Annotated in this window: 25 protein-coding genes and 1 tRNA gene; 15 read left to right on the top strand and 11 right to left on the bottom strand. The window is 33.3% G+C overall.

Translation table 11 applies throughout. The features are described from left to right. Positions 1-105: 105 nt before the first annotated feature. Positions 106-942: a PEFG-CTERM sorting domain-containing protein gene (locus T478_RS01340; RefSeq protein ID WP_052433827.1), complete on the top strand. Its 837-nt coding sequence runs from the start codon at positions 106-108 to the stop codon at positions 940-942. A gap of 57 nt (positions 943-999) precedes the next feature. Further along, the gene (locus T478_RS01335) at positions 1,000-1,818 is read left to right on the top strand and encodes a PEFG-CTERM sorting domain-containing protein (protein WP_082008714.1); all 819 of its coding nucleotides are present in this window, start codon (positions 1,000-1,002) and stop codon (positions 1,816-1,818) included. On the opposite strand, the gene larE is transcribed toward T478_RS01335, so the two are convergent. Continuing rightward, positions 1,815-2,618 (bottom strand): ATP-dependent sacrificial sulfur transferase LarE, encoded by an 804-nt coding sequence (gene larE, locus T478_RS01330; RefSeq protein ID WP_048104573.1) that lies wholly within the window; start codon positions 2,616-2,618, stop codon positions 1,815-1,817. The two genes, T478_RS01335 and larE, sit on opposite strands and share 4 nt — an antisense overlap. Beyond that, entirely contained in the window at positions 2,611-3,825 is a 1,215-nt protein-coding gene (gene larC / locus T478_RS01325; protein WP_048104571.1) for a nickel pincer cofactor biosynthesis protein LarC, read from the bottom strand. The genes larE and larC overlap by 8 nt, the downstream gene beginning before the upstream one ends. Before the next feature lie 88 nt (positions 3,826-3,913). Between larC and T478_RS01320 the strand changes: the two genes are divergently transcribed. From T478_RS01320 to T478_RS01305, 4 genes are all read left to right on the top strand, one after another. Beyond that, positions 3,914-4,828, top strand: coding sequence for a malate dehydrogenase (locus T478_RS01320; RefSeq protein ID WP_048104570.1), 915 nt, complete (start codon positions 3,914-3,916; stop codon positions 4,826-4,828). Between the two features lie 35 nt (positions 4,829-4,863). Next, complete coding sequence (larB, locus tag T478_RS01315; protein WP_048104569.1) at positions 4,864-5,634, top strand: nickel pincer cofactor biosynthesis protein LarB; 771 nt, start codon at positions 4,864-4,866, stop codon at positions 5,632-5,634. A 104-nt stretch (positions 5,635-5,738) separates the two neighbouring features. Further along, a complete protein-coding gene (locus tag T478_RS01310) occupies positions 5,739-7,274 on the top strand; it encodes a B12-binding domain-containing radical SAM protein (RefSeq protein ID WP_048106691.1) in 1,536 nt (511 codons plus the stop codon). A 10-nt stretch (positions 7,275-7,284) separates the two neighbouring features. Further along, positions 7,285-7,482 carry a hypothetical protein gene (locus tag T478_RS01305; protein ID WP_048104567.1) on the top strand — a complete coding sequence of 66 codons (198 nt, stop codon included), beginning with the start codon at positions 7,285-7,287 and terminating at the stop codon, positions 7,480-7,482. A gap of 1 nt (position 7,483) precedes the next feature. Here T478_RS01305 and T478_RS01300 read toward each other — a convergent pair whose 3' ends face one another. The 4 genes from T478_RS01300 to T478_RS01285 all read right to left on the bottom strand — a co-directional run bounded on the left by T478_RS01300 (position 7,484) and on the right by T478_RS01285 (position 11,101). Further along, entirely contained in the window at positions 7,484-7,807 is a 324-nt protein-coding gene (locus T478_RS01300; RefSeq protein WP_048104563.1) for a hypothetical protein, read from the bottom strand. A 29-nt stretch (positions 7,808-7,836) separates the two neighbouring features. After that, the gene (locus T478_RS01295) at positions 7,837-8,808 is read right to left on the bottom strand and encodes a CFI-box-CTERM domain-containing protein (RefSeq protein ID WP_048104561.1); all 972 of its coding nucleotides are present in this window, start codon (positions 8,806-8,808) and stop codon (positions 7,837-7,839) included. A 75-nt stretch (positions 8,809-8,883) separates the two neighbouring features. Further along, positions 8,884-10,050 (bottom strand): ZIP family metal transporter, encoded by a 1,167-nt coding sequence (locus T478_RS01290; protein WP_048104560.1) that lies wholly within the window; start codon positions 10,048-10,050, stop codon positions 8,884-8,886. Next, positions 10,034-11,101, bottom strand: a complete 1,068-nt coding sequence (locus T478_RS01285) for a multicopper oxidase domain-containing protein (protein WP_238573616.1) — start codon at positions 11,099-11,101, stop codon at positions 10,034-10,036. Before T478_RS01285 ends, T478_RS01290 begins: the two co-directional genes overlap by 17 nt. Positions 11,102-11,220: 119 nt before the next feature. Here T478_RS01285 and T478_RS01280 point away from each other — a divergent pair, with 119 nt between their 5' ends. Continuing rightward, positions 11,221-11,727 (top strand): hypothetical protein, encoded by a 507-nt coding sequence (locus T478_RS01280; RefSeq protein ID WP_048104557.1) that lies wholly within the window; start codon positions 11,221-11,223, stop codon positions 11,725-11,727. On the opposite strand, the gene T478_RS01275 is transcribed toward T478_RS01280, so the two are convergent. After that, complete coding sequence (locus tag T478_RS01275; protein ID WP_052433822.1) at positions 11,720-12,049, bottom strand: hypothetical protein; 330 nt, start codon at positions 12,047-12,049, stop codon at positions 11,720-11,722. The genes T478_RS01280 and T478_RS01275 overlap by 8 nt on opposite strands. A gap of 91 nt (positions 12,050-12,140) precedes the next feature. Between T478_RS01275 and T478_RS01270 the strand changes: the two genes are divergently transcribed. Genes T478_RS01270 through glmS form a run of 3 tightly spaced genes read left to right on the top strand, consistent with a single transcriptional unit; the run spans position 12,141 to position 15,181 of the window. Continuing rightward, complete coding sequence (locus T478_RS01270) at positions 12,141-12,746, top strand: 30S ribosomal protein S13 (RefSeq protein WP_048104555.1); 606 nt, start codon at positions 12,141-12,143, stop codon at positions 12,744-12,746. A 7-nt stretch (positions 12,747-12,753) separates the two neighbouring features. Continuing rightward, positions 12,754-13,377, top strand: coding sequence for a 30S ribosomal protein S4 (locus T478_RS01265; RefSeq protein WP_048104554.1), 624 nt, complete (start codon positions 12,754-12,756; stop codon positions 13,375-13,377). 46 nt (positions 13,378-13,423) lie between these two features. Further along, a complete protein-coding gene (gene glmS / locus T478_RS01260) occupies positions 13,424-15,181 on the top strand; it encodes a glutamine--fructose-6-phosphate transaminase (isomerizing) (RefSeq protein ID WP_048104552.1) in 1,758 nt (585 codons plus the stop codon). Here the strand turns inward: glmS and cobT are convergent. Genes cobT through T478_RS01245 form a run of 3 tightly spaced genes read right to left on the bottom strand, consistent with a single transcriptional unit; the run spans position 15,174 to position 17,486 of the window. Beyond that, positions 15,174-16,229, bottom strand: a complete 1,056-nt coding sequence (gene cobT, locus T478_RS01255) for a nicotinate mononucleotide-dependent phosphoribosyltransferase CobT (RefSeq protein WP_238573614.1) — start codon at positions 16,227-16,229, stop codon at positions 15,174-15,176. The two genes, glmS and cobT, sit on opposite strands and share 8 nt — an antisense overlap. A 1-nt stretch (position 16,230) precedes the next feature. Continuing rightward, complete coding sequence (locus T478_RS01250; RefSeq protein WP_048104549.1) at positions 16,231-16,842, bottom strand: hydroxyacylglutathione hydrolase family protein; 612 nt, start codon at positions 16,840-16,842, stop codon at positions 16,231-16,233. Continuing rightward, complete coding sequence (locus tag T478_RS01245) at positions 16,839-17,486, bottom strand: NAD(P)H-hydrate epimerase (protein WP_048104548.1); 648 nt, start codon at positions 17,484-17,486, stop codon at positions 16,839-16,841. Before T478_RS01245 ends, T478_RS01250 begins: the two co-directional genes overlap by 4 nt. A gap of 74 nt (positions 17,487-17,560) precedes the next feature. On the opposite strand from T478_RS01245, the gene T478_RS01240 reads away from it, so the two are divergent. Continuing rightward, positions 17,561-18,178 (top strand): translin family protein, encoded by a 618-nt coding sequence (locus tag T478_RS01240; protein ID WP_048104547.1) that lies wholly within the window; start codon positions 17,561-17,563, stop codon positions 18,176-18,178. A gap of 4 nt (positions 18,179-18,182) precedes the next feature. Here the strand turns inward: T478_RS01240 and T478_RS01235 are convergent. Continuing rightward, positions 18,183-18,267, bottom strand: a tRNA-Leu gene (locus T478_RS01235). A 51-nt stretch (positions 18,268-18,318) separates the two neighbouring features. On the opposite strand from T478_RS01235, the gene T478_RS01230 reads away from it, so the two are divergent. The 4 genes from T478_RS01230 to mvk are packed head-to-tail and all read left to right on the top strand — an operon-like array spanning position 18,319 to position 21,391. Beyond that, the gene (locus T478_RS01230; RefSeq protein WP_048106686.1) at positions 18,319-18,555 is read left to right on the top strand and encodes a DNA-directed RNA polymerase subunit N; all 237 of its coding nucleotides are present in this window, start codon (positions 18,319-18,321) and stop codon (positions 18,553-18,555) included. A gap of 1 nt (position 18,556) precedes the next feature. Beyond that, positions 18,557-19,795 carry a phosphopyruvate hydratase gene (gene eno / locus T478_RS01225; protein ID WP_048104543.1) on the top strand — a complete coding sequence of 413 codons (1,239 nt, stop codon included), beginning with the start codon at positions 18,557-18,559 and terminating at the stop codon, positions 19,793-19,795. Between the two features lie 8 nt (positions 19,796-19,803). Further along, entirely contained in the window at positions 19,804-20,421 is a 618-nt protein-coding gene (locus tag T478_RS01220) for a 30S ribosomal protein S2 (protein WP_048104541.1), read from the top strand. Between the two features lie 22 nt (positions 20,422-20,443). Then, positions 20,444-21,391, top strand: coding sequence for a mevalonate kinase (gene mvk / locus T478_RS01215; protein ID WP_048104540.1), 948 nt, complete (start codon positions 20,444-20,446; stop codon positions 21,389-21,391). Positions 21,392-21,402 lie beyond the last annotated feature (11 nt).

The following is a 21,402-nucleotide window of genomic DNA, read 5'->3' as shown; positions in this document are numbered from 1 at the left end:
CAATATATATTTAATTAGAAATTTTTCAGAAATTTCAAAAATTTTCTATTCTAATTGGTTTTTTTTACACAAACTGGTTAAATATGATCCAAAGAGTCTAGAATTGTGAAATCAAAAGAGGTTTCTATTCTAGTAATTGCTAGTTTGATATTATTACCATTTCTTGGAGGAGAATCAATTGCTCAATCAAACCAAGTCTTGACAGTTACAACTGAAAAAGAATCCTATGCAGCCGGAGAACCAATTGAAGTTTTTGGACTTGTAGATATTAGATTAGAAGGAGTTGAGGCATTGATTCGAGTTGTAAGTCCAGTTGGAAATATGGTTAATGTAGATCAAATTACGGTTGATACTGATGGAAGTTTTTCTAAAACTATTTCAACATCAATAGGTGGACTTTGGAAAGAAACTGGAACTTATACAATAATGGTAAATTATGGTGAGAACTCAACACAAGTTCAATTTGAATACGGAGGTATGATGTCTGCAGGTGTACAAGCTACACCTGAATTTGCAATGGAAGAAAATGAAAAGATGTCACAAACAATCATGATAGAAGATCATTCTTTAGATTATGAATTAACTTGTGCAGAAATTCAAAGTATGACACCAGATACTGAAATGAAATCAATGATCATAGCAATCAAAACAGATTGTGATGGAGAACTAACAATTACACTTCCAAAAGATGTCATAGATACTGATGAAAATGGATTCTTTGTTCTAGTTGACGGAGATGAAACAAATCATAAAGCATCATCAGTTGGTGATTTTTGGACTTTAACAATTCCATTCTCATATGGTTCTGAAGAGATTGAGATCATTGGTACATTTGTAATTCCAGAATTTGGAACTGTTGCAGGATTGGTTTTGATATTAGCAATTACGTCAATTATCATTATTTCAGCAAAGAATAAGCAAATTTTCATTCCAAAAATGTAGTTCATAGATAAAAGTTCGAATATACATAAATAATCAGCATAAAAAACAATTTGCAAGATGAACGTTCAATCTATCGTACTTTTGATGGCCGTAATGGCAGTAGGAAGTATGGGAGCCGCATCACAGGCTTTTGCAGCCGATACACCAATACCTCTTCAAATAGAGTCTAATGGTGTAAACTTTGATCATAACTCTACAATTGAGATTAATGGTCAAGTTGGAAACATGAGAGATGGAACACCTGTAACAGTAATTGTAACAGGAGCCACAGGAGTTGTAACAATCGAACAAATTACACCTTCTTCAGACGGAAGTTTCTCATTGAGTGTCAACACTGCAAGTCCTTTGATGAAATATGACGGCGAATACAAAATTAAAGCAACATACGGTGATGCAGGCATCAACGATGTAATTGTTGTAACCTTAGAAGGTGGACTTGTAAAACAAGCACCAAGCCACAGTGGTCATGAAGAAGGACATCATGAAGCAGCTGACTTAACCAAACAACTCGACTACAACATTAGTGGAGGAATGGTTGAAAGTATTACTGCAACAGGTGATGATTCTTTACTAGTCTCAATCCACATGGCTGAAGATGATGGTGAATTAACCATTACACTTTCAGAAGATATCATCACGCCATTTAACGATGGTTCATTCTTCGTTCTAGTTAACGGTGAAGAAAGTGATGATGCACACCAAATGGGAAACAAACTAATGATTCCATTTGATGCAACAACAACCGATATCGAAATTGTAGGTACACATGTTGTTCCAGAATTCGGCACAATAGCCATGATTGTCTTAGCAGTAGCAATTGTTTCAATAATTGCAGTATCTGCAAAGTCAAGACTAAGCATTATGCCAAGAGTTTAATTTTCAAGAATTACATTCAGGCTTCCTGAAACATATCCATTAGGATTAATTTCAACTTTAGAAAAACCAATCATTTTTAGTTTCGAAAAAATTTCATTTTTAGTTTTTACATCATCCAATAAAGTTAGTTTATCCAATTCAACTTCAATTCTTGCTAATCCGTTAATGTCCCTTACACGAACTTGTTGAACTCCAATTTTTTGTTTAATTATTTTTTCAGATAATTCAATTCTTGCTAATTTTTCAGCAGTTACTCTTTGTCCCCAAGGAATTCTTGAAGCAAGACACGAATTAGATGGTTTGTCATATATTGAAAGACCTACATTTTTTGCAATTTTTCTGACATTTTCTTTTGTGAATTTCACTTCCAATAAAGGACTACGAATTCCATTTCTGTGTAATGCATCAATTCCAGGTCTATAATCTCCCATATCATCACTTTGAGTTCCATCCACAATTGTATTAATTTTAAGAGAATCTGAAAGTTTAATCAGTTCAGTAGATAATTCATCACGACAGTAAAAACATCTCTTATTATCATTTTTGACAAAATTTTCATTTTCTAGTTCACTATACTCAATGATAGAATGAGTGATACCAATCTCATGAGCAACTGACTTTGCAGAATCTAGTTCTTCAGATGATAAAGTTTTGTAATCAGCAGTCACAGCAATTGCATTTTTACCTAATTTTTTATTTGCAGCGTATGCTACAAGTGCACTATCTACACCACCAGATAATGATACAAGTACCTTATCTTTATCATCAAACCAATTTAGTAATTCAATAAGACTAGTCATTTTTTTTCTTTATCTGTTCCTTTAGTAATTCTTCAGTTTTATTAAATGAAATATTTAATGCATTTGATATAGATTTTACATCCTCGAATTCTAGTTTGAAATGATCTGAGTCAGAGATTTTGTAATGTATGGTAAATTTCTGATTTTCAAGCGTTACATCTGATTCAAGAATTTTTCTTGGAACAATATAACGTTCTGAAGTTCTAATTCTAACGCCTAAAGTTCTTGTTTCACTAATTAGAATATTTAGTAAAGAATTAGTATTTTGTGAACTACATATTACAGAAATTAATTGAGTTGGTCTTCCTTTTTTCGTAATTGCTTGTGTTACAGTAACATCTTTTGCACCATTTTCCATCAATTTCTCTATTGTATTTGCAATCACCTCACCAGAAACATCATCAAGATTTGTTTCTAGTATTTTTACCGAATCTCTTTCAAGAGTTTCATTTGACTTTCCTTGAATTATTTTTAATACGTTTGCAAAACCATCAAAGTCTTTTGTTCCAGCACCATATCCAACTGAATCTATACTCATATCAACAAAGAATTCTTTACATGAGGAAGCTAAATTTACCAAAATACTTGCTCCAGTAGGAGTTGTAAGCTCCTCAGTTACAGGACCTCCTGTAACAACTATGTTAGAATTTTTAAAAATTTCAGTTATTGCATATGCAGGATTAGAAGTTACTCCATGAGAAAATGATACAGTTCCTCCTCCAATTGCTACATGTGAACAAGAGATTTCTTCATCAAATAGGTTTAGATCATCTAATGCTATTGCGGTTCCAACTATGTCAACAACAGTATCAATACTTGATGCTTCATGAAAATGTACAGAGGATTCATTTTCTCCGTGAACATTAGATTCTGCATTTATGAGAGTGTTAATTGAATTTTCTGCAAATTCTTTTGCTGAATCAGATAATTCAAGTTTTTCACAAGATAATTGAATGCAATTTTTAATTTCAGTTCCTTTTCGTTCATGTATATTTTCGTCAAGTTCTAAAACTAATTGAGTGGCAGACTTGCCTTTTTTCTGCACTTTAGTAAAATCTAATTTTTTGATTGTTGAACCTTCTAAGAAATTTGCAGATTCTTTGATACCATCAATTATCTTAGATTTATTGGCTCCAATATCGACTAATGATGACAATATCATATCACCAGAAATTCCAGCAATTTGGCAATCTATGAAAAGTACCATGTCGATAAAATGATAAAAATGCATAAAAATCTGTTTGCAAAATTACATTCAACATAGATTTAATTATTGAATATTTTGGAATTTATTCATGATTACGATTATTGGTGCAGGCAAAGTTGGCGGAGATGCAGCACTATTTTCAGCATTAAGAAGATTGGATGATGAAATTTTACTATTAGATATCGCAGAAGGACTACCGCAAGGTGAAGCAATGGATCTAAATCACATGTTATCAGAGCAGGGGATTGACGTTAATGTAAAAGGTTCAAACAATTATGAGGACATGAAAGGTTCCAAGATTGTCGTGGTAGTTGCAGGTGCAGGAAGAAAACCTGGAATGACAAGAATGGATTTGTTAAAGATTAACGCAGGAGTTGTAAAAGATGTTGTTGGTAACATAAAGAAATTTGCAGACGATGCAATGATTATTCCGGTTACAAATCCATTAGACCCAATGGCACAAATTGCATACAAAACTTCAGGATTTGATAGAAGCAGAGTTTTTGGAATGGGCGGAATGTTAGACTTATCAAGATTCAAACAATTCATACACGAAGCAACAGGATATTCCCGTGAATCAACAAAAGCATTAGTGATTGGAGAACATGGTGAAAACATGTTACCGTTAACAAGATTTGCAACAGTATCAGGAATTCCATTACCTACGTTACTTCCGAAAGAAAAACTTGATGAGATTTTCACAGCAACAAAAGGTGTAGCTGCAGAAGTTATCAAACTAAAAGGAGCAACAGTACATGCACCAGGAAACGCAATTTCAGCCATGATAGAATCAGTAGTTCAGGACAAAAAACAGGTAATTCCAGTTTCAACTAACTTAGATGGCGAATATGGACAAAAGGATGTTTCAATTGGAGTTCCAGCAGTAGTTGGAAAGAAGGGAGTTGAGAAAATACTCGAGTTAGAACTAAACGATGAAGAAAAAGAATGGTTCAACAAAGGGGTTGACAGTGTCAAAAATGCATTGTCAGGTGTTGAATTTTAAATAATTTTTTTAAAGCTGAGTTATTTTAGATTACCATGAATATTTCAGATATTTTAGAATCAGTGAAAAATGGAAAATTATCAACGGATGAAGCAAAAAAACAGTTATCACTATACACAATTGAAGAGATTGAAAATTTTGCAAAAATTGATCTTGGTAGAGAAGCAAGAAAAGGAATTCCAGAGGTAATATTTGCTGAAAGAAAGGAAAATTCAGAGGTAAAAAAGATAATTAAAAAAGTACTGGAAAAAACAAATGCAATAGTAGTTTCAAGAATTCCAAAAAAGAATTATCAAGATATTTGTAATTTTTGTAAAAAAAATAATCTAAAAATTAGTACAGGACAAAATTGTACTACAATTCTGGTTTATAACAAACCTGTAAAGAAAACTAAAGGAAAAATTGGAATAATTACTGCAGGAACATCAGATATCGGAATTGCAGAAGAATCAAGATTGATGTGTGAATCAATGAACTGTAGTTGTATCACTAGTTACGATGTTGGAATTGCAGGATTACACAGGATATTTCCAGTTTTGAAAAAATTTGTCAAATCAGGAGTTGACGCAATTATAGTAGTAGCTGGAATGGAAGGCGCGTTAGCATCAGTAGTTTCTTCATCAGTGAATGTTCCAATAATAGGAGTTCCAACTTCAATTGGTTACGGGTATGGAGAAAAAGGGGTAGCAGCACTTGCTGCAATGTTACAAAGTTGTTCATTAGGATTAACAGTAGTGAATATTGATAATGGAATTGGAGCGGGTGCAGCTGCAGCAAAAATTGTCAATCAAATTAATAAAAGATAGATAATTTAGTCTTAGAGAATCTCGTAAACGATATATATCATAGGTAGAGGAAAGTGTTAGAGTTGTCTGGCAAAAGAATCGTATTAACAGCAGATAGAAGTTTAATGACAAATTATAGAGGTAATTTTCTTTATGGTTTCATAGCATGTGGTCCATATGAGGTTCTTCCAGAATGGGTTTTCGATAAAGTATTTTGTCCAGCAGTTGAAACCGATCCAGTTACAGGTGAAGCAAAAGTTGCTCAAGTTGGATTAAGAAGAGTTGAAAGTGCATTACATCAAGGCTATGATAAAAAAGATGTTTTCGTTGCAAATCCAGAACACTTAGCAAAATCAATAGGTCCAGATACCAAAGTTGTCGGAATTAATGTAATGGATCCTTTAGGAATGGCTCCAGTAACAACAACCATGGCTCCAGAAAAATTATCATATGTTGCAATGAAGTTCAAAAAAATGTGTGCAGAGATTATTCAATTGAAAAAGAAATATGATTTCAAAGTTGCAGTTGGAGGAAATGGTGCATGGGAATTAGCAAAATCAGATAGAATGAAAGTTCATGGCATAGATACAGTAGTTGTCGGAGAAGCAGATGAACTTGCATTAGACTTGTTCCATGATTTAGAGAAAGGTGATGCACCAGAATTGATGCATTGCTTTGTTAAAAATATTCAAAATATTCCAGAAATTACAAAACCAACCGTTAATTCTCTTATTGAGGCAATGAGAGGTTGTGGAAGAGGCTGTGACTTTTGTGATGTCAACAAACGTTCTAAAAAAGACCTATCAATAGAACGATTACAAAGAGAGGCAAAAATTAACTTAGACTATGGATTTGATTCAGTTTGGCTTCATTCTGATGAAATGTTACTTTATGGATGTGATAATAGGGATTTCATTCCAAATAGAGATGCAATCACAGATTTATGGAAAGGACTCAAAGGTATGGGTGCAAACTTTATTGGTACAACACACATGACATTTTCAGCAGTTGCTGCAGATCCTCAATTAATGAGAAATATTGCTGATGTTAATAGACAACATGAAACCGGCAGATGGCTTGCAACTAATCTAGGTATTGAAACAGTTTCACCACCAATGGTGAAAAAACATCTAGGTGTAAAGACAAGACCGTTTGCTACTGAAGAATGGGGAAGTGTTGTTAGAGAAGGTGCAAAAATTCTAAACGAGAATCATTGGTTCCCAGCTGCAACAATAATTATTGGATGGCCTGATGAAACACCAGAAGATAGTCAAGCCACAATTGATATGATGAATGACTTTAGAACAATGAACTTTAGAGGATTAGTTGCTCCACTTCTTTACCAAGACTTTAGTGAGAAAAATTCAATGCACTTTGGAAACTTGAATGAAGCACAATTCACATTGTTTTGGAGATGTTGGGAGAACAATCTACGCGTAATTAACGATATTATTCCTATTATCTTGAGAAATAAGACATACGGTCCACCAATGAAGATTTTCATGTATGGAATCCTAAAGGCAGGAACATGGGCAATCATGCGATATCTAAGAGGATTGTGTAAAGATCTATTCAATGGAAGAACCCCAGATGAGATAATTGAAAAATATTCTAGAAGTAGATCAGTCTCTTCACAAAAAATGATAACAAAGAAGCTCTAGAAGTTTTCTCATGGAATTAGATAAAGCAAATTTACTTGTAATAATTATTTCATTTATTTTTGGATCGGCGTTATTTGTAATTACAATAATTGCAGGATTTATCATGGGACACTATTTGTTTGGAATAGTTGGAATAATAATTAGTATTTTATGTATCTTAATTGGATTTATCAAATTAGGAAAATTCAATAAAAAAATTCAAAAGTAATTTACATATTTTCAATTGCTTTGTCTGCAATTGTATTTCTTTTAGGTATCATTACAATGAAGTAAGTTTTGTCTGCACGTTCAATTCCTTCAACTTTGGTAACTGAACGAGTTTTAACATCAAATTCATAGATTCCTGTTTCAAGTTCTCCTTTTGCATATAACATCAGAAATAGATCTCCACCAGATTGACTTAATGGAATGAAAGAGCAAACAAATCCTTTGTAAGAATTAATTGGCATGAAATTTTTCATTGGTGGTGCAACAGATGAGAGATACAATAACAGATCTTCTGTATTTTCAAACTCCTCGTATTCAATGTTCATAAGAATACACTATCTTTTGAATATATAACTTAATTGCGATTTAGTCTGTTCTTTATTGAAATAATTGCTGCTGCTGGTGCTACAAAGTACATTCCAATGTTCAATAAGATAATTCCAATACCATAACCTAACATTTCTTCTTCAGTGTCAACTTGTACATAGTTGAGTAATGTTAGTGAAGTCAACATTGGTGTTAATGTTACTTTGACTGCTTCTTTGAAGACTGGGTTTTCTCTTTCATAGTCTGCTACATATGGTGAAAATGAATAGTAAAATTGATTGAATCCTGTCATGAATGTTGTACCGGATTGTGTGTTCATTACCGTATTATCTCTAATCTCTCTCAAGAATTGAACTTGTGGTGCCATTTCAGAACCAAATGCTGCTGTTGCAATTAGACAACCGCCACCCTCCTTTTGTTCTGCCACACATTTACCATCTTTCATTACGGTTCCTTCACCACATAGTGCTTGTGGTTCTGGTTCTGGTTCTGGTTCTGGTTCAACAATTGCTATTGGTTCTGGTTCTTCAATAACTGGCACAGGTTCTTCAATAACTGGTTCTGGTACAGGTGTTGGTTCAGGTGGTGGAGGTGGTGCAGTAATTGAACCACTACCACCTGCATAATTGAAACTAGTTTCTGCTTTCTGAGCACCATAATTTACTTTTACAGTGTAATCACCACCAGCTTTCCAAAGTGGACCGCCGGCAACTAATGTTGTAGAGAATTCATTATTTGAATTAAGATTTAATTGATCAATTTTAACAATATTTCCATCTGGAGATACAATCATCAATGTAACAGGGGTAGTATATTCAGATAAAGAAGATTCTTTGACTTGGCCAGAAATTATTATTTCGCCATTTTCAGCATATCCAGGATAATCGGTAGAAACAGTTAGTGGAAATTCAGTAGATTGTGCATTTGCTAAAGTAGGCATTCCAAATGATACAATTGAGATCATTAACAACAAAACAGCACCAGAGGCAACAATCTTCATTTAAAATTTCTGCCTCAGAGTGGTATTTATTAATTATTGATAAAAAATTTGACAAAAACTAGATAATTTTTTTGCTTAAATTATTACACTAGTTAAATACATGACAATTAATCCTACAGAAACTCCTGCAAATAACGATGTATTTGATAATATATCAGATTTTTCTTTCATATATTGAAAAATGGATAATACGACTTGGAAAATTGCTCCTGCTCCGATTGCGAGAAAAATTAAAGTGAATAATGGTGAAAATGAGAAACCGCCAATCCAACAACCAAAAATTGCAGGAACCCCGGCAATTAATCCAAGACCAATCATTTTGAATATTTTGGCTTTTGATTTAGTTAATGGAGCAGCAATTGCTAATCCTTCAGTTGTATTATGAGTAGCAAATCCAATAATCAAAAATGTGCTCAAAGCAACTTCTCCAAGTGCAATAGCGGCACCTACAGCCAATCCCTCACCTAAATTATGAAATCCAATGCCAATAGCAATCATTAGAGACATTGCTAATCCTTGAGATAATTTTGAAAACTCTGTTTTTTTGGTTAATTGTTTACCTATTCCATACAAAGCCAAAAATGATAAAATGACTACGGTTGCAATTAGAAGTTCGCCATTAAAAATTGATGAAAGATGGTTTTCGGATATTTCAGTAGCCTCAATAACTGCATCAATTCCGAGAAATACTAGCAGCCCCATAGTGAATGCCAAAAAGAAGTTAAACGTGCTTTTTCCTAATTTCTTGATAAATGGATACCACAAAAGACCAATCATTATTGGAACAACGCCTATCAAAAATCCAATCATTCCTAAAAATACAAACAAGCCCATGTTTGGTTCAAGTGCATGAAACGCTGCATCAATTCCCTTAGCAAATCTTGTTCCATCACTAATTGTGACACCAACTTCATAAGGTTGACCTTCATTCCAATCAAAAGGAATTCTTACCAGTGCAGTTTCAAACCGTTTTAATGAAGTATCAGGTTCTATCGCTGCAGGTTGAATTCGGTCATTTACATCTGCTAATACAACATCTACATCAATTGGACCAGTGTTTCTTACAGTGGCTTGTATTTCATTTTCAATAAATTCAATTTTTTCAATCGATACTTCAGGAAGTACAACACCAAATTGTAAAAATGTTGATGCAGGACCTAAGAGAAATACAATCATTATTGCTAACAATACAATTGGTGCAATAGCACTAATTGCAAGTACAGGTTTAGATGATGTCATCATACTCTACTTGTGTACCATAATCATCAGTATTCTCTTTTACAAGAAATGAACTGACCCAACCTTTTTCTGAAAATTCTGTGTTATGTGCATGGAACATATACAATCCAGGATATTTGTAATTAAATTCTAGAATTTGTCTATCACCTTGAGACATTGTAAGCATGTCATTGTAACCAGAAGGAACAGTGTCTGTACCAGCAGGATAATGATGGAATAATGTGCCATGAAGATGGAAATTATTTACTGCATCAAACTCTAAAATATTTACAACGTATGCACGTATGTTTTGATTTGTGTTAATTTCTATTGGATGATGTTGGTAATAAAATGGAATTGTATTTGCTGCATAGAAATTATTTTCAGCATCAAAGTCAGTATCAAAACCGTTTAAAATGAACACAAATTCATCAGCAGGCTCACGAGGTTCTTTTGGATCTACAATATAGGCACCATAAAGGCCATGAGCAATGTGTTCTTCAACGGGATGAACATGACAATGATAAAGATGTAAACCAACAGGTTCTGCATAAAATTCATAGGTGAATTTTCCACCAGTTCCTATACTTTCAAAGACACCATCCATTTCGGCTTTGTGAATTCCATGAAAATGTAAACTATGAGGTTTTGAACCTTCATTTGTAAAATGAATTCTTACCAAATCTCCTTCAGTCGCACGAATCGTTGGGCCCGGTACTGAATCATTAAATGTCCAAACATTGTAAAACACACCAGGAGATATTTCCATGATTTGATCATCTCTTGCAGTAATGTAGAATTCACGTAAAATGGTTCCATCCTCTAGAACTGAGACTTCACCATAATCAAATTCTTTCATAAATTTATCAGGATCAAAATCTAACGCTTCACCATCATATCCAATTGGATCAATTACCTCGCCTGTTGTCTTGATTACCAACCCAGTATGAGTAAGAAATGTTTGAGGAGTTTCTTCAGCAATGATTACACCAGGTACCACAAAATACAAACTAGAAACAGATGCTATAGCTAAAAGAATATAGAACATTTTAGTGGATTGAATAGTACTTTGCATATTTGCTCTACAATTTAGTATATATATAAAATTTAGCCTAGGCTAACTTTTTTAGCCACAACTAAATTTAATGATACACGAACAAATACAGATTTATCCATGAAAAGTAAAAATCATTCATGTCAAATTTGACAAAATATTTGGTGATCGTTGGAATTATGATAGCAGTTGGAGCAATGTTGCTAATTTATGGTTCTCAAACAATTACAGGAGATTTAGTGATAGAAGAAGGCAAAGTAAATTCATTAACACAATTAGAAATTAAAGCAGACTTGGACCCAGAAATAAATACAGAAGGAGTTTACGCGGTTCAAACTATAGAAGGAAAAGAATATGATATTTCAGCTGTTGTGATAGATTCATCAGAAATTAAGATTAGAGATGTATCAATTAATAGAAATTCATTTGAAGATAATTTTGAAATTGAACAAGCTGGAACTTATACATTAATTATCACCACATCAGAATCAGAAGAGATACCGCTAGTCGGAGGAATTGGTCATGTACCAGATTCAACAGGAGTTACAATTTCAATTGTAGGATTTTTTATCATAATATCAGGAATGATTGGAGTTGCAGCAATTGGATTTATGATAATTAGACAAAAAAAGAATAAGTCTAGTTAAGATATCCATCCATTTTTGCTAAACCTGCATCAACATTTTCAAAATTGTGTGCGGTTTCCATCAATTTTGCAAGTTTTTCAGAATCTACAGAATATTCAGCTTGCGAGTCAGAACCAGTTTTTCCAACAAATTCATGTTGCATTAAAAAAGATAGTTTTTCATCCAAGTCATTAGGAGTAATTTCAAACTTTTCAGTCAAAAATTCACACTTTTTTGGAGAATTTTCCATTTCAGCTAAGATCTCAGATATGTTTTCATCAAAAACAGCATCTAGAATTTTTTGAGTGTGTTCATCAGACTCGTTCATATCCAAATTTATCATTTTGAGTTATAATACTATTCGATTAAAATTATTCAAGAATAGGCACAAATCAGAGCATGGTTTTTAATGGGGCTATAGAAAATCTTGCTACTTGAGCGAACAATACGAAAATCTGGTAAGAATATTGGGAAATGATATTCATGGTGAATTGAATATGCTGATTGGTCTAAGCCAGATTAAAGGAATCGGATACATGTTCGCAAATTCAATGCTTCAAGTCTTAAAAATTTCTCCTCACCAAAAAATTGGTAATCTTACTACTGAACAAATATCTTCAATTGAAAAAATTATAGAAAATCCAAAAGGATCAGATTTTCCAACATGGTTTTTGAACAGAAGACAAGATATGCTAACAGGAGAAGATATGCATTTGGTAACATCAGATATTGCATTTAACATTAGAAATGACGTGGAAAGAGAAAAGACACTTTTCAGTTGGAGAGGTTACAGACACATGTATGGATTAAAAGTTAGAGGTCAACGTACAAGATGTACAGGTCGTAAAGGCGGTGCAGTTGGAGTTGCAAAAGGTGGTAAAGTTTTACCTAAAGGAGGAGCAGGAGCACCAGCAGGTGGCGGAGCTGCAGTAGCAGACGCACCAGCAGATGGCGCAGCACCAGCAGATGGCGCAGCACCAGCAGCCGATGCAAAACCAGCAGCCGATGCAAAACCAGCAGCTGCAGAGAAAAAGGAGTAGATGAAAGATGGGAGATACCAAAAATTTTAGAAGAGTTTGGAAAAAACCAAAGAGACCATTTAATTTTGAACTGAAAATGGATGAATTAAAAACAGTTGGTACTTTTGGTTTAAAAACAAAAAGAGAACTTTGGAAATCAAGAACAGAGTTATCAAGATTAAGACATCAAGCACGTTCTTTACTTGCTGTAAGACAAGAAGTCAGAGAAAAAGAAGAACCGATACTAATGCATTCATTATCACGTATTGGACTTGTAGAAAAGACCGCAACATTAGATGACGTGCTAAACTTAGAAATTGAAAATTTGTTGGCAAGAAGATTCCAAACAATTGTTTTCAAGAAATTTTTCTTTAAAACACCATACCAAGCAAGACAAGCAATATCACACGGACATGTTTTGATTGGAGATAGAGTTATCAATAGACCATCATATGTAGTAAAGATTGATGAAGAAGATAGTATCAGATTAACACCTGAATCAATTTTTAACAAAATTTTATCAGAACCAGAAACAAAATCAGATTTGGGAAGTCCTGAAACAGAAAACATTGAAGTTCCAACCGAACCTGTTGTTGAAGCAAAAGAAGAACCTGTTGTTGAAGCAAAGCCTGAAGAGAAACCTGCTGAATAATCAGTTAAGCTTATCTGCGTAATAGAAATCAAATTGAGTTAGTAAGATGTGTTCAATTATAGGCTATTCTGGAAGTGAAATTGCAGCTCCAATTATTGTAAAAGGATTGAAAAGAATGGAGTATAGAGGATATGACAGTGTAGGAGTTGCAACAGAATCAGAAAATCAAATTGAGTTAAAAAAAGGAACTGGTAAAGTAACTGAAGTAAATTCAAAATTTCAACTAGATACACTACCAGGCAAAATAGGCATTGGTCATACTAGATGGGCAACTCATGGAAAGGTGACAGATCTTAATGCACACCCACATCCGAGTAATTCAGGAAAAATTGCAATAGTACATAATGGAATAATAGAAAATTTTGAAGAACTCAAAAAGCAACTAGAGAACGATGGATATAGTTTCAAAAGCGAGACAGATAGTGAGATAATTGCAAACTTGCTTCAAAAAAATTACGAGTCTACAAAAAATGTTAAAGACACAATCATGAAAACAGTTTCTGCGATAAAAGGCCATTATGCATTTGTGGCAATGTTTGAAAATGGTCAACTTGCAGCAGCCAGATTTCATGAACCGCTGATAATTGGAGTTGGACAAGAAAATATTTTCTTATCAAGTGACGTATTGGGATTCATCGAATATACTGATAATGCGATATATATGAAAAGTGGAAATTTTGTAATTTTAGAAAATAAAGAATTTGAAATATTAGATTTTAATGGAGAAAAGGTTAAACACGAAATAACAAAAGTTTCAAAAGAATTTGGTGATGCATACAAAGGCGATTATGCACATTTCACATTAAAAGAAATTTATGAACAACCAGATTTGATCTTAAAAGCAGAAGAAAGAACAATTGAAGGTTTAGAAGAAGCAATAGAGTACATAAGAAGTGCAAAAAATATCTACATTACAGGAAGTGGAACAAGCTACAATTCAGCATTAATTGCAAAACAAATCTTATCAAAATATGTGAAAATTAAATCAGAACCAATTATAGCAAGTGAGCTTCAATTTGCACCAGAAACAATTGAAGAAGATTCAGTTTTAATTGCAATATCTCAAAGTGGAGAAAGTGCAGATGTTTTAGAAGCGGTAAGAATTGCAAAAAAAAGTAATTGTAAAATTATTTCTATTGTTAATTTACTCACATCATCACTTACACGTAAAGGAGATGTTGTGTTAGGAATGAATTGTGGACCAGAAATTGGAGTTGCTGCAACAAAGAGCTTTACTGCACAACTAATAGTATTATACAAAATTGTACAGAAATTAAATGAAGATATTACAATTAATTTTGAAGGATTTTCAAAATCAATTTCGGAAATTCTAGAAAATCCAGTTAAAATTCAAGAAATTGCAAAAGAATTGAAAGATGTATCAGACATTTACATTTTGGGTAGAGGAATTAACTATCCAATCGCAATAGAATCAGCATTAAAATTAAAAGAATTGACATACATTCATGCAGAAGGAATACCAGGTGGAGAATTAAAACATGGACCTCTTGCATTAATGGATACAGATGTTTTTGTAATTGTCATCAATCCAAATGATTCAACATATACTGACACATTAACAAGTGCACGAGAAATTAAAGCTCGTGGAGCAAAGATTATTGGAGTCTCAGATATTGAAAGTGACGTTTATGATTATTGGATAAAAATTCCGAAAATTAATGAAATTCTATATCCAATTTCAGAGATCATTCCAATACAATTACTAACATACTATTCTGCTTTGGAAAAAGATGCAGATCCTGACTATCCTAGAAATTTAGCAAAATCAGTTACTGTCAAGTAGAGATTCTTTTGTATTCTTGCTCAAACAAAGTAAACAGGTTCTCTACAGAATTTTCTGTTTTGAGTAAAGATGCAATTATAGCACCACCAGCTCCTGCTCCTTCTTTAACAAAACCATCTGCGTAAGAACGAAATCCAAAGTGTTGGGAATTATGTAAACACGGGTCACATGATAGTACAGCAAGGTTGTCAATTTGTTCTAAAGTTTCAAGAAATTTTGCTTGAGAGTCATCAATTATGTAAGAAGTACACCCAATTGCAGAATTTTCTGCGTTATAACCAATCTGTTTTGCAAGTTGCAACACAGCAAGCATTTGTGTGCCACCTGCCAATATTACGTGACAATTTTTTGATGCAGATGATAACATACCTGCACATACAGGCATCATTGGATCACCAAAATTTGCAATTATTTCCAAAGCGTCATCGGATTTTTTTCGTTTTAATGCATCTGACACAATTTTATTTTTTAAATCCAAAGGATTGTTCTGCATACTAGAACTTACATTACACTCCAATCCAAATGCTCTCAAAACTGTTAGCGCCGTAGTAGTTCCACCAGGAATACACTCACCAATTACAAGACAATCCGTATTCTGCGACATGATTTTACCCAAATTTTTTCCATATTCAATTCCAGATTTCACCTGTTCAATAGACATTGCAGGAGATTCAGAAATATTTTTTCCAGGAAGTATATCAGCATCAAAGTAGCACAGGGATGGTGCAACTTTACTTCCAGCGTTTACAACAAAATGTGGAATTTTTGCAGCATTTAATGAGACTCGAGTTAGTAATGCAGGCGTAGGTTTTCCATCAGGAGAAATTGGAATTCCAGGTATACAAACACATTTCCCATATTCAATATATTCAGAATCTGCAGGTGCGGTAAACTTTAGAAATTCTTTGTCAGCACCTGCAATAGTAATTCCAGGAATTTCACAGGTTTCACTATATGATGCTACTAAACCAAATGTAAATCGTTTTTTTGAAAGATCATGTAGGAATTTTTTTGCATTTACTACATCTCCGTGGCAGATGATTGACACATTATCCACCCATTCTATCTACAAAAGAATCTTCAGTGATCTTTTGCATTACAGGATTTGTAGTCTTTTCATTTCCAATGGTTGATGTTGCAGCCATACCATAATCATGTCCAGGATACATTACAAGATTATCATCTAAACTATGCAATACATCAAATAAGCTATGATAGAGTTCACTTGCACTACCTCCAGGTAAATCAATTCGACCACAATTTCCAACAAAAAGAGTATCTCCTGAAAAGATTTTTCCGTCACCTACAAGACAAATGCTATCTTTGGAATGTCCAGGTGTATGATATACAACAAGTTCGGAACATCCGAATTTTATTGAATCGCCATTTTTTACAGTCATATCATTTTGTAATGTGGATGCTTCGTGTTGTACAATTTTTACACTCAACATTTTTGCTAATTCCTCATTTCCTCGTGTATGATCATCATGCCAATGTGTATTTACAATATATTTTGGTTGAAGATTTTGTTCATCAATTATAGAAATAATTTTGTCTAAATCCCAAGACGGATCAATCACAATTGCTTCATGCGTGGATTCATCCTCAACAATGTAAGAAAAATTTTGCATTGGGCCAACAGGAATTTGATGAACAATCACAAAACATCTATCTCCGCTTCAGGCGGAATTCCTATCTTTTCAGCAAATAATTCCCCGGTCAAATCTTTTCTCTTTGGAATTCCTTGTTTCATTTTATGAAAAGTTACAGTCATGTCACATTTTGTAAAAAGTGAGGCAGTTTCTCCTGTCTGAGGATCCATTCCAGATGGAACATCAACAGCAAACTTGTAACAGTTAGTTTGATTAATGAAATTGATTGCAGATGCATATGGCTCTCTTATATCACCATTAATTCCAGTACCCAGAATTCCGTCAATAATAATATCTGGTTTAAAATCAAAGTCAGTTGAATTACCTGTAACTAATTTAACAGAAGGCATTTTTTCAAGTAATGACCAATTCCAACTACTTTCTTCAGTTTTAATTTTATCAGGAGTTCCAAGTAAAACAACAGTTACATTTGCATTATGACCTGCAAGATGTCTTGCCATAACTTGACCATCTCCACCATTATTTCCCATTCCAATAAATATTACAACATTTTTTGAATCTACACTTCCAAATTTCTCAACTAGCCTTCTTACAGCAACGGCTCCTGCGTTTTCCATCATGAATTTTTTTAAAAATCCCATATCATGACCTTTGTTTTCAATCTGATACATTTGATCTACAGTTATTTCCACAGAACATCTCAGATATGATTTCAATAAAGAGGTTTTGCAAACGCCTTTAACTAAGAAAAACAGTTTCTGATTCTATGGGATTAAAAAATGTAAAAATTTCACTTCCAAAAATTTCTAAAGAATTAGAAAAAATTAACTCTTCTAGAGAATTTTTAATAAAAAATAATCGCGAAGTCATAATTAATTGTAGTCAGGCAATTATTGCAATTCACAAAAATGATTTACCTTCAGCAAAATTAAAAATTAAAAAAGCAAAATCTCTTCTTGCAAAATTAAAACAAAAAGCAAATGGAGATCTCAAAAGATACGTTTTGACACCTGAGCAAGAACTAGTCGAAGCAGTAGCATTGTTATCAATCATCGAAGGTAAACAGATTCCATCATACAAATCAATCAAGGTTTCAGGAGAATCATACATACTTGGCTTACTTGATTGTATTGGAGAATTAAAAAGACAGGTGATTGATCAGATTAGAATAGGTAATTCAAAAAATGCAGAGAGATATTTTGGAATTATGGAAGAACTTTATCTAATTTTGTATCCATTTGCCACATACGATAAGATCGTAAAAGAATCAAGACGAAAATTAGATGTCAATAGAATGTTGGTTGAAGATACAAGACTAGTACTTACTGAAGAAATCAGAAGACAGGAATTTATTAGAAATATCCAAAAGAACTCAAAAAAATAATCAATGCGGGTAGTGGGATTCGAACCCACGAACTCCTAAGAGACTAACCCCTCAAGCTAGCGCCTTTGACCAGGCTGGGCGATACCCGCATAGAAAAATCCTTGTAGGGTTTTTATAATCCTTGATTGATTTTTTCAAGTGTGTTAGTACCTGTAAGATGTTTTACATGCGGAAAATTAATCGCCGATAAATATTCAGATTATCAGAATCGAATTAAGACCGGAGAAGATCCAAAGAAAGTTCTTGATGATTTAGGTATGGAGAGATATTGTTGCAGACGTATGCTATTAACCACAGTTGAAACAATTCAACAAGTTATTCCATTTTATGAAGCAATGCATAAGAGAAATCAAGAAGTGCAAAGCGAACTAGAATAAATTGTCAAAAATTACCGCAATTTCTGGTAGAGTTCTGTATAACAGCAGAGGTAGTAAAACCATAGAAGTTGATGTTACAACTGATGGAAAATATCAAGGAAGAGTTTGTGCACCCTCTGGTGCAAGTGTAGGTAAATTTGAAGCAGTTAGTTTTCCTAACAATAGTCCAGAAGAAAGTTTATCACTTCTAAACCAAAATTCAGATAAATTTATTGGAATTGATTCAAGTGATCTAAAACAAGTACATGATGTCATTCATTCTATAGATGAGACTGATAATTATGCAAAGATTGGAGGAGCATGTGCATTTGCAATAACAATTGCGGCAACAGAATCAGCAGCAAAAGTTGAAAATAAACAATTTTTCCAGATGATTAGTGGAAAATCTGATTTAAAATTTCCATTTCCATTAGGAAATATACTAGGTGGAGGCGCACACGCAGGACCTGGTACTCCAGATATTCAGGAGATTTTAGTTGCATCAATAGGTGCAAAGACAGTTCGAGAATCAATAGATACCAATCTTCAAGTGCATAAAGAATTAAAAAAATTAATTCTAAAGAATGATCCAACTTTTACAAATGGACGTGGAGATGAAGGAGGATGGGCTCCAAAATTCAACAACGAAGAAGCATTAGACATTTCAGTTAAAGCAATAGAAAATTTAGGATTTACATTAGGAAAAGAAGTTGGTTTAGGAGTTGATTTTGCTTCATCAACACAATGGAATGAAGAAAAGAAAAAATATGTTTATGATCGTGCAGGTTTTGAAAATGATTCAGGTGAACAAATTGAATTTGCATCAAAGATTATAGAAAATTATAAACTGATTTATGCAGAAGATGCTGTTCACGAAGAAGCATTTGATGACATGGCAGAGATAACAAAAAAATTCCCTAATTCAATGATTACAGGAGATGATCTAACTGTTACAAATAATAAAATTCTCACAAAAGCAGTCGAGGCAAAATCTTGTAACGCTGCAATTCTAAAGGTAAATCAAGCAGGAAGTCTTTATGATGCACTAGAATTTGCCAAGGTTGCCAATCAAAATAATATTAAATTAATCACATCACATCGTTCAGGCGAATCAAGTGATTCACATATTTCACACATAGGAATTGGAACCGGCTCTAAACTACTAAAAGTTGGAATTGTCGGCGGAGAAAGAGTGGAAAAAGTGAATGAATTGATTCGTATTTCAGAGCATGATTTAATACATGGCATGATTGACTTTTAAAAATCGCAATGAGCCAACAAACAGAAACTACTGATCTAAAGAAGAAAGTTTTAGCAACAGGTATCCGTGTTGGAACCGATATGAAGACAAAATCAATGCGTCCATTTATCACATCAGCTAGTCCTGAAGGACTTTACATGTTAGATATCGATATTACATTAGCAAAAATCAAGAGTGCAGCAAAATGGGCATCAGGATTCGATATGAAAAAAGTTATTGTTTGTTCTGGAAAAGAATATGCAACAACCCCAATTGAAAAATTTGTTGAACTAACAGGAGCATCACCAATGCTTAGAAGATTTATGCCAGGAACACTAACAAATCCATCATTACCATATTTCATAGAGCCTCAACTAATCATAATTTCTGATCCAGAAGTAGATGGACAGGCAATTATTGAGGCAACAAATGCTGGAATTCCAGTTATCGGAATTTCAAACACAAACAATGTCACCTCAAATTTGGATTTGATAATTCCTGCAAATAACAGAGGTCGTAAAGCATTAGCAACAATTTACTGGCTATTAGCAAGAGAAATTCTAATTCAAAAAGGTGAACTCAAAGAAGATCAAGACATGAAGTATGAGATTGATGACTTTGAGACAAAAATAGAAGAAGAATTATAGAAGTTTTCTTCAAAATAACTATTTGACTTCAATATCTAAAGCACCTGGAAAAATAATCCTTTTTGGGGAACATTTTGTCGTTCATGGAAATAGAGCAATACTAGGCGCCATCGACAAGTATGCAACTGTAACTTCAGAAAAAACAAATACAAACAATATTCTAATCTCTTCATCGTTAGGACAAGCATCGATAGAAAAAGATGAGAATGTCTCAAATATAGAAAAAAAATTTAGACCATTTTTTTATATTGCAAAAGAAATAATTTCAAAAAATAATTTTGAAAATGGAATTAGTATTAAGATTGAATCAGATATTCCAATAGGTGCAGGACTAGGTTCCTCATCTGCATGTTGTGTTGCAGCAGCAGCATCAGTTTCGAATTTATTTAACAATACAAATGAAAAAGAAGTTTTAGAGTTATCTATACAAGCAGAAAAAACAATATTTCCAAATTCATCAGGAGCAGACTGTACAGTTTCAGTTCATGGAGGAATAATTGAATATCAAAAAGAAAAAGGCTTTTTAAAAATTGAAACAGAAAATGAATTTAATTTTTTGATAATTGATTCAGAACAGGTTCATGCAACAGACAAAGTAGTAGAGCAAGTAAAAAAATTTAAAGATGAAAATAGTGATATATTTTCAGAATTATGTTCAGAAGAAGAACGTTTAGTAACAAAAGCACTAGAAAGTATGAAAAGTAATGATTTAGAAACTATGGGAAAGTGTATGGCACAGAATCAAATTTACTTAGAACAAATTGGTGTTTCTAATGACATATTATTATCAATTACAAAAGAGATTGAACAAATTACATTTGGTGCAAAAATCACAGGAGCAGGAGGTGGTGGATGTATCATAGCATTGACACAAAAGAATAATGATCTTTCAGAATTTATGAACACAACAAAGTATCAAACTCACAACGTATCTATACAAAAAACAGGTATGCAGGTTTTTAATAGATAGGATGATGATAC

Source organism: Candidatus Nitrosopelagicus brevis (assembly GCF_000812185.1).
Taxonomy (GTDB): Archaea; Thermoproteota; Nitrososphaeria; order Nitrososphaerales; family Nitrosopumilaceae; genus Nitrosopelagicus; species Nitrosopelagicus brevis.
The sequence above is the reverse complement of the archived record's forward strand: the minus strand, read 5'-3'. Positions and strand labels throughout refer to the sequence as shown.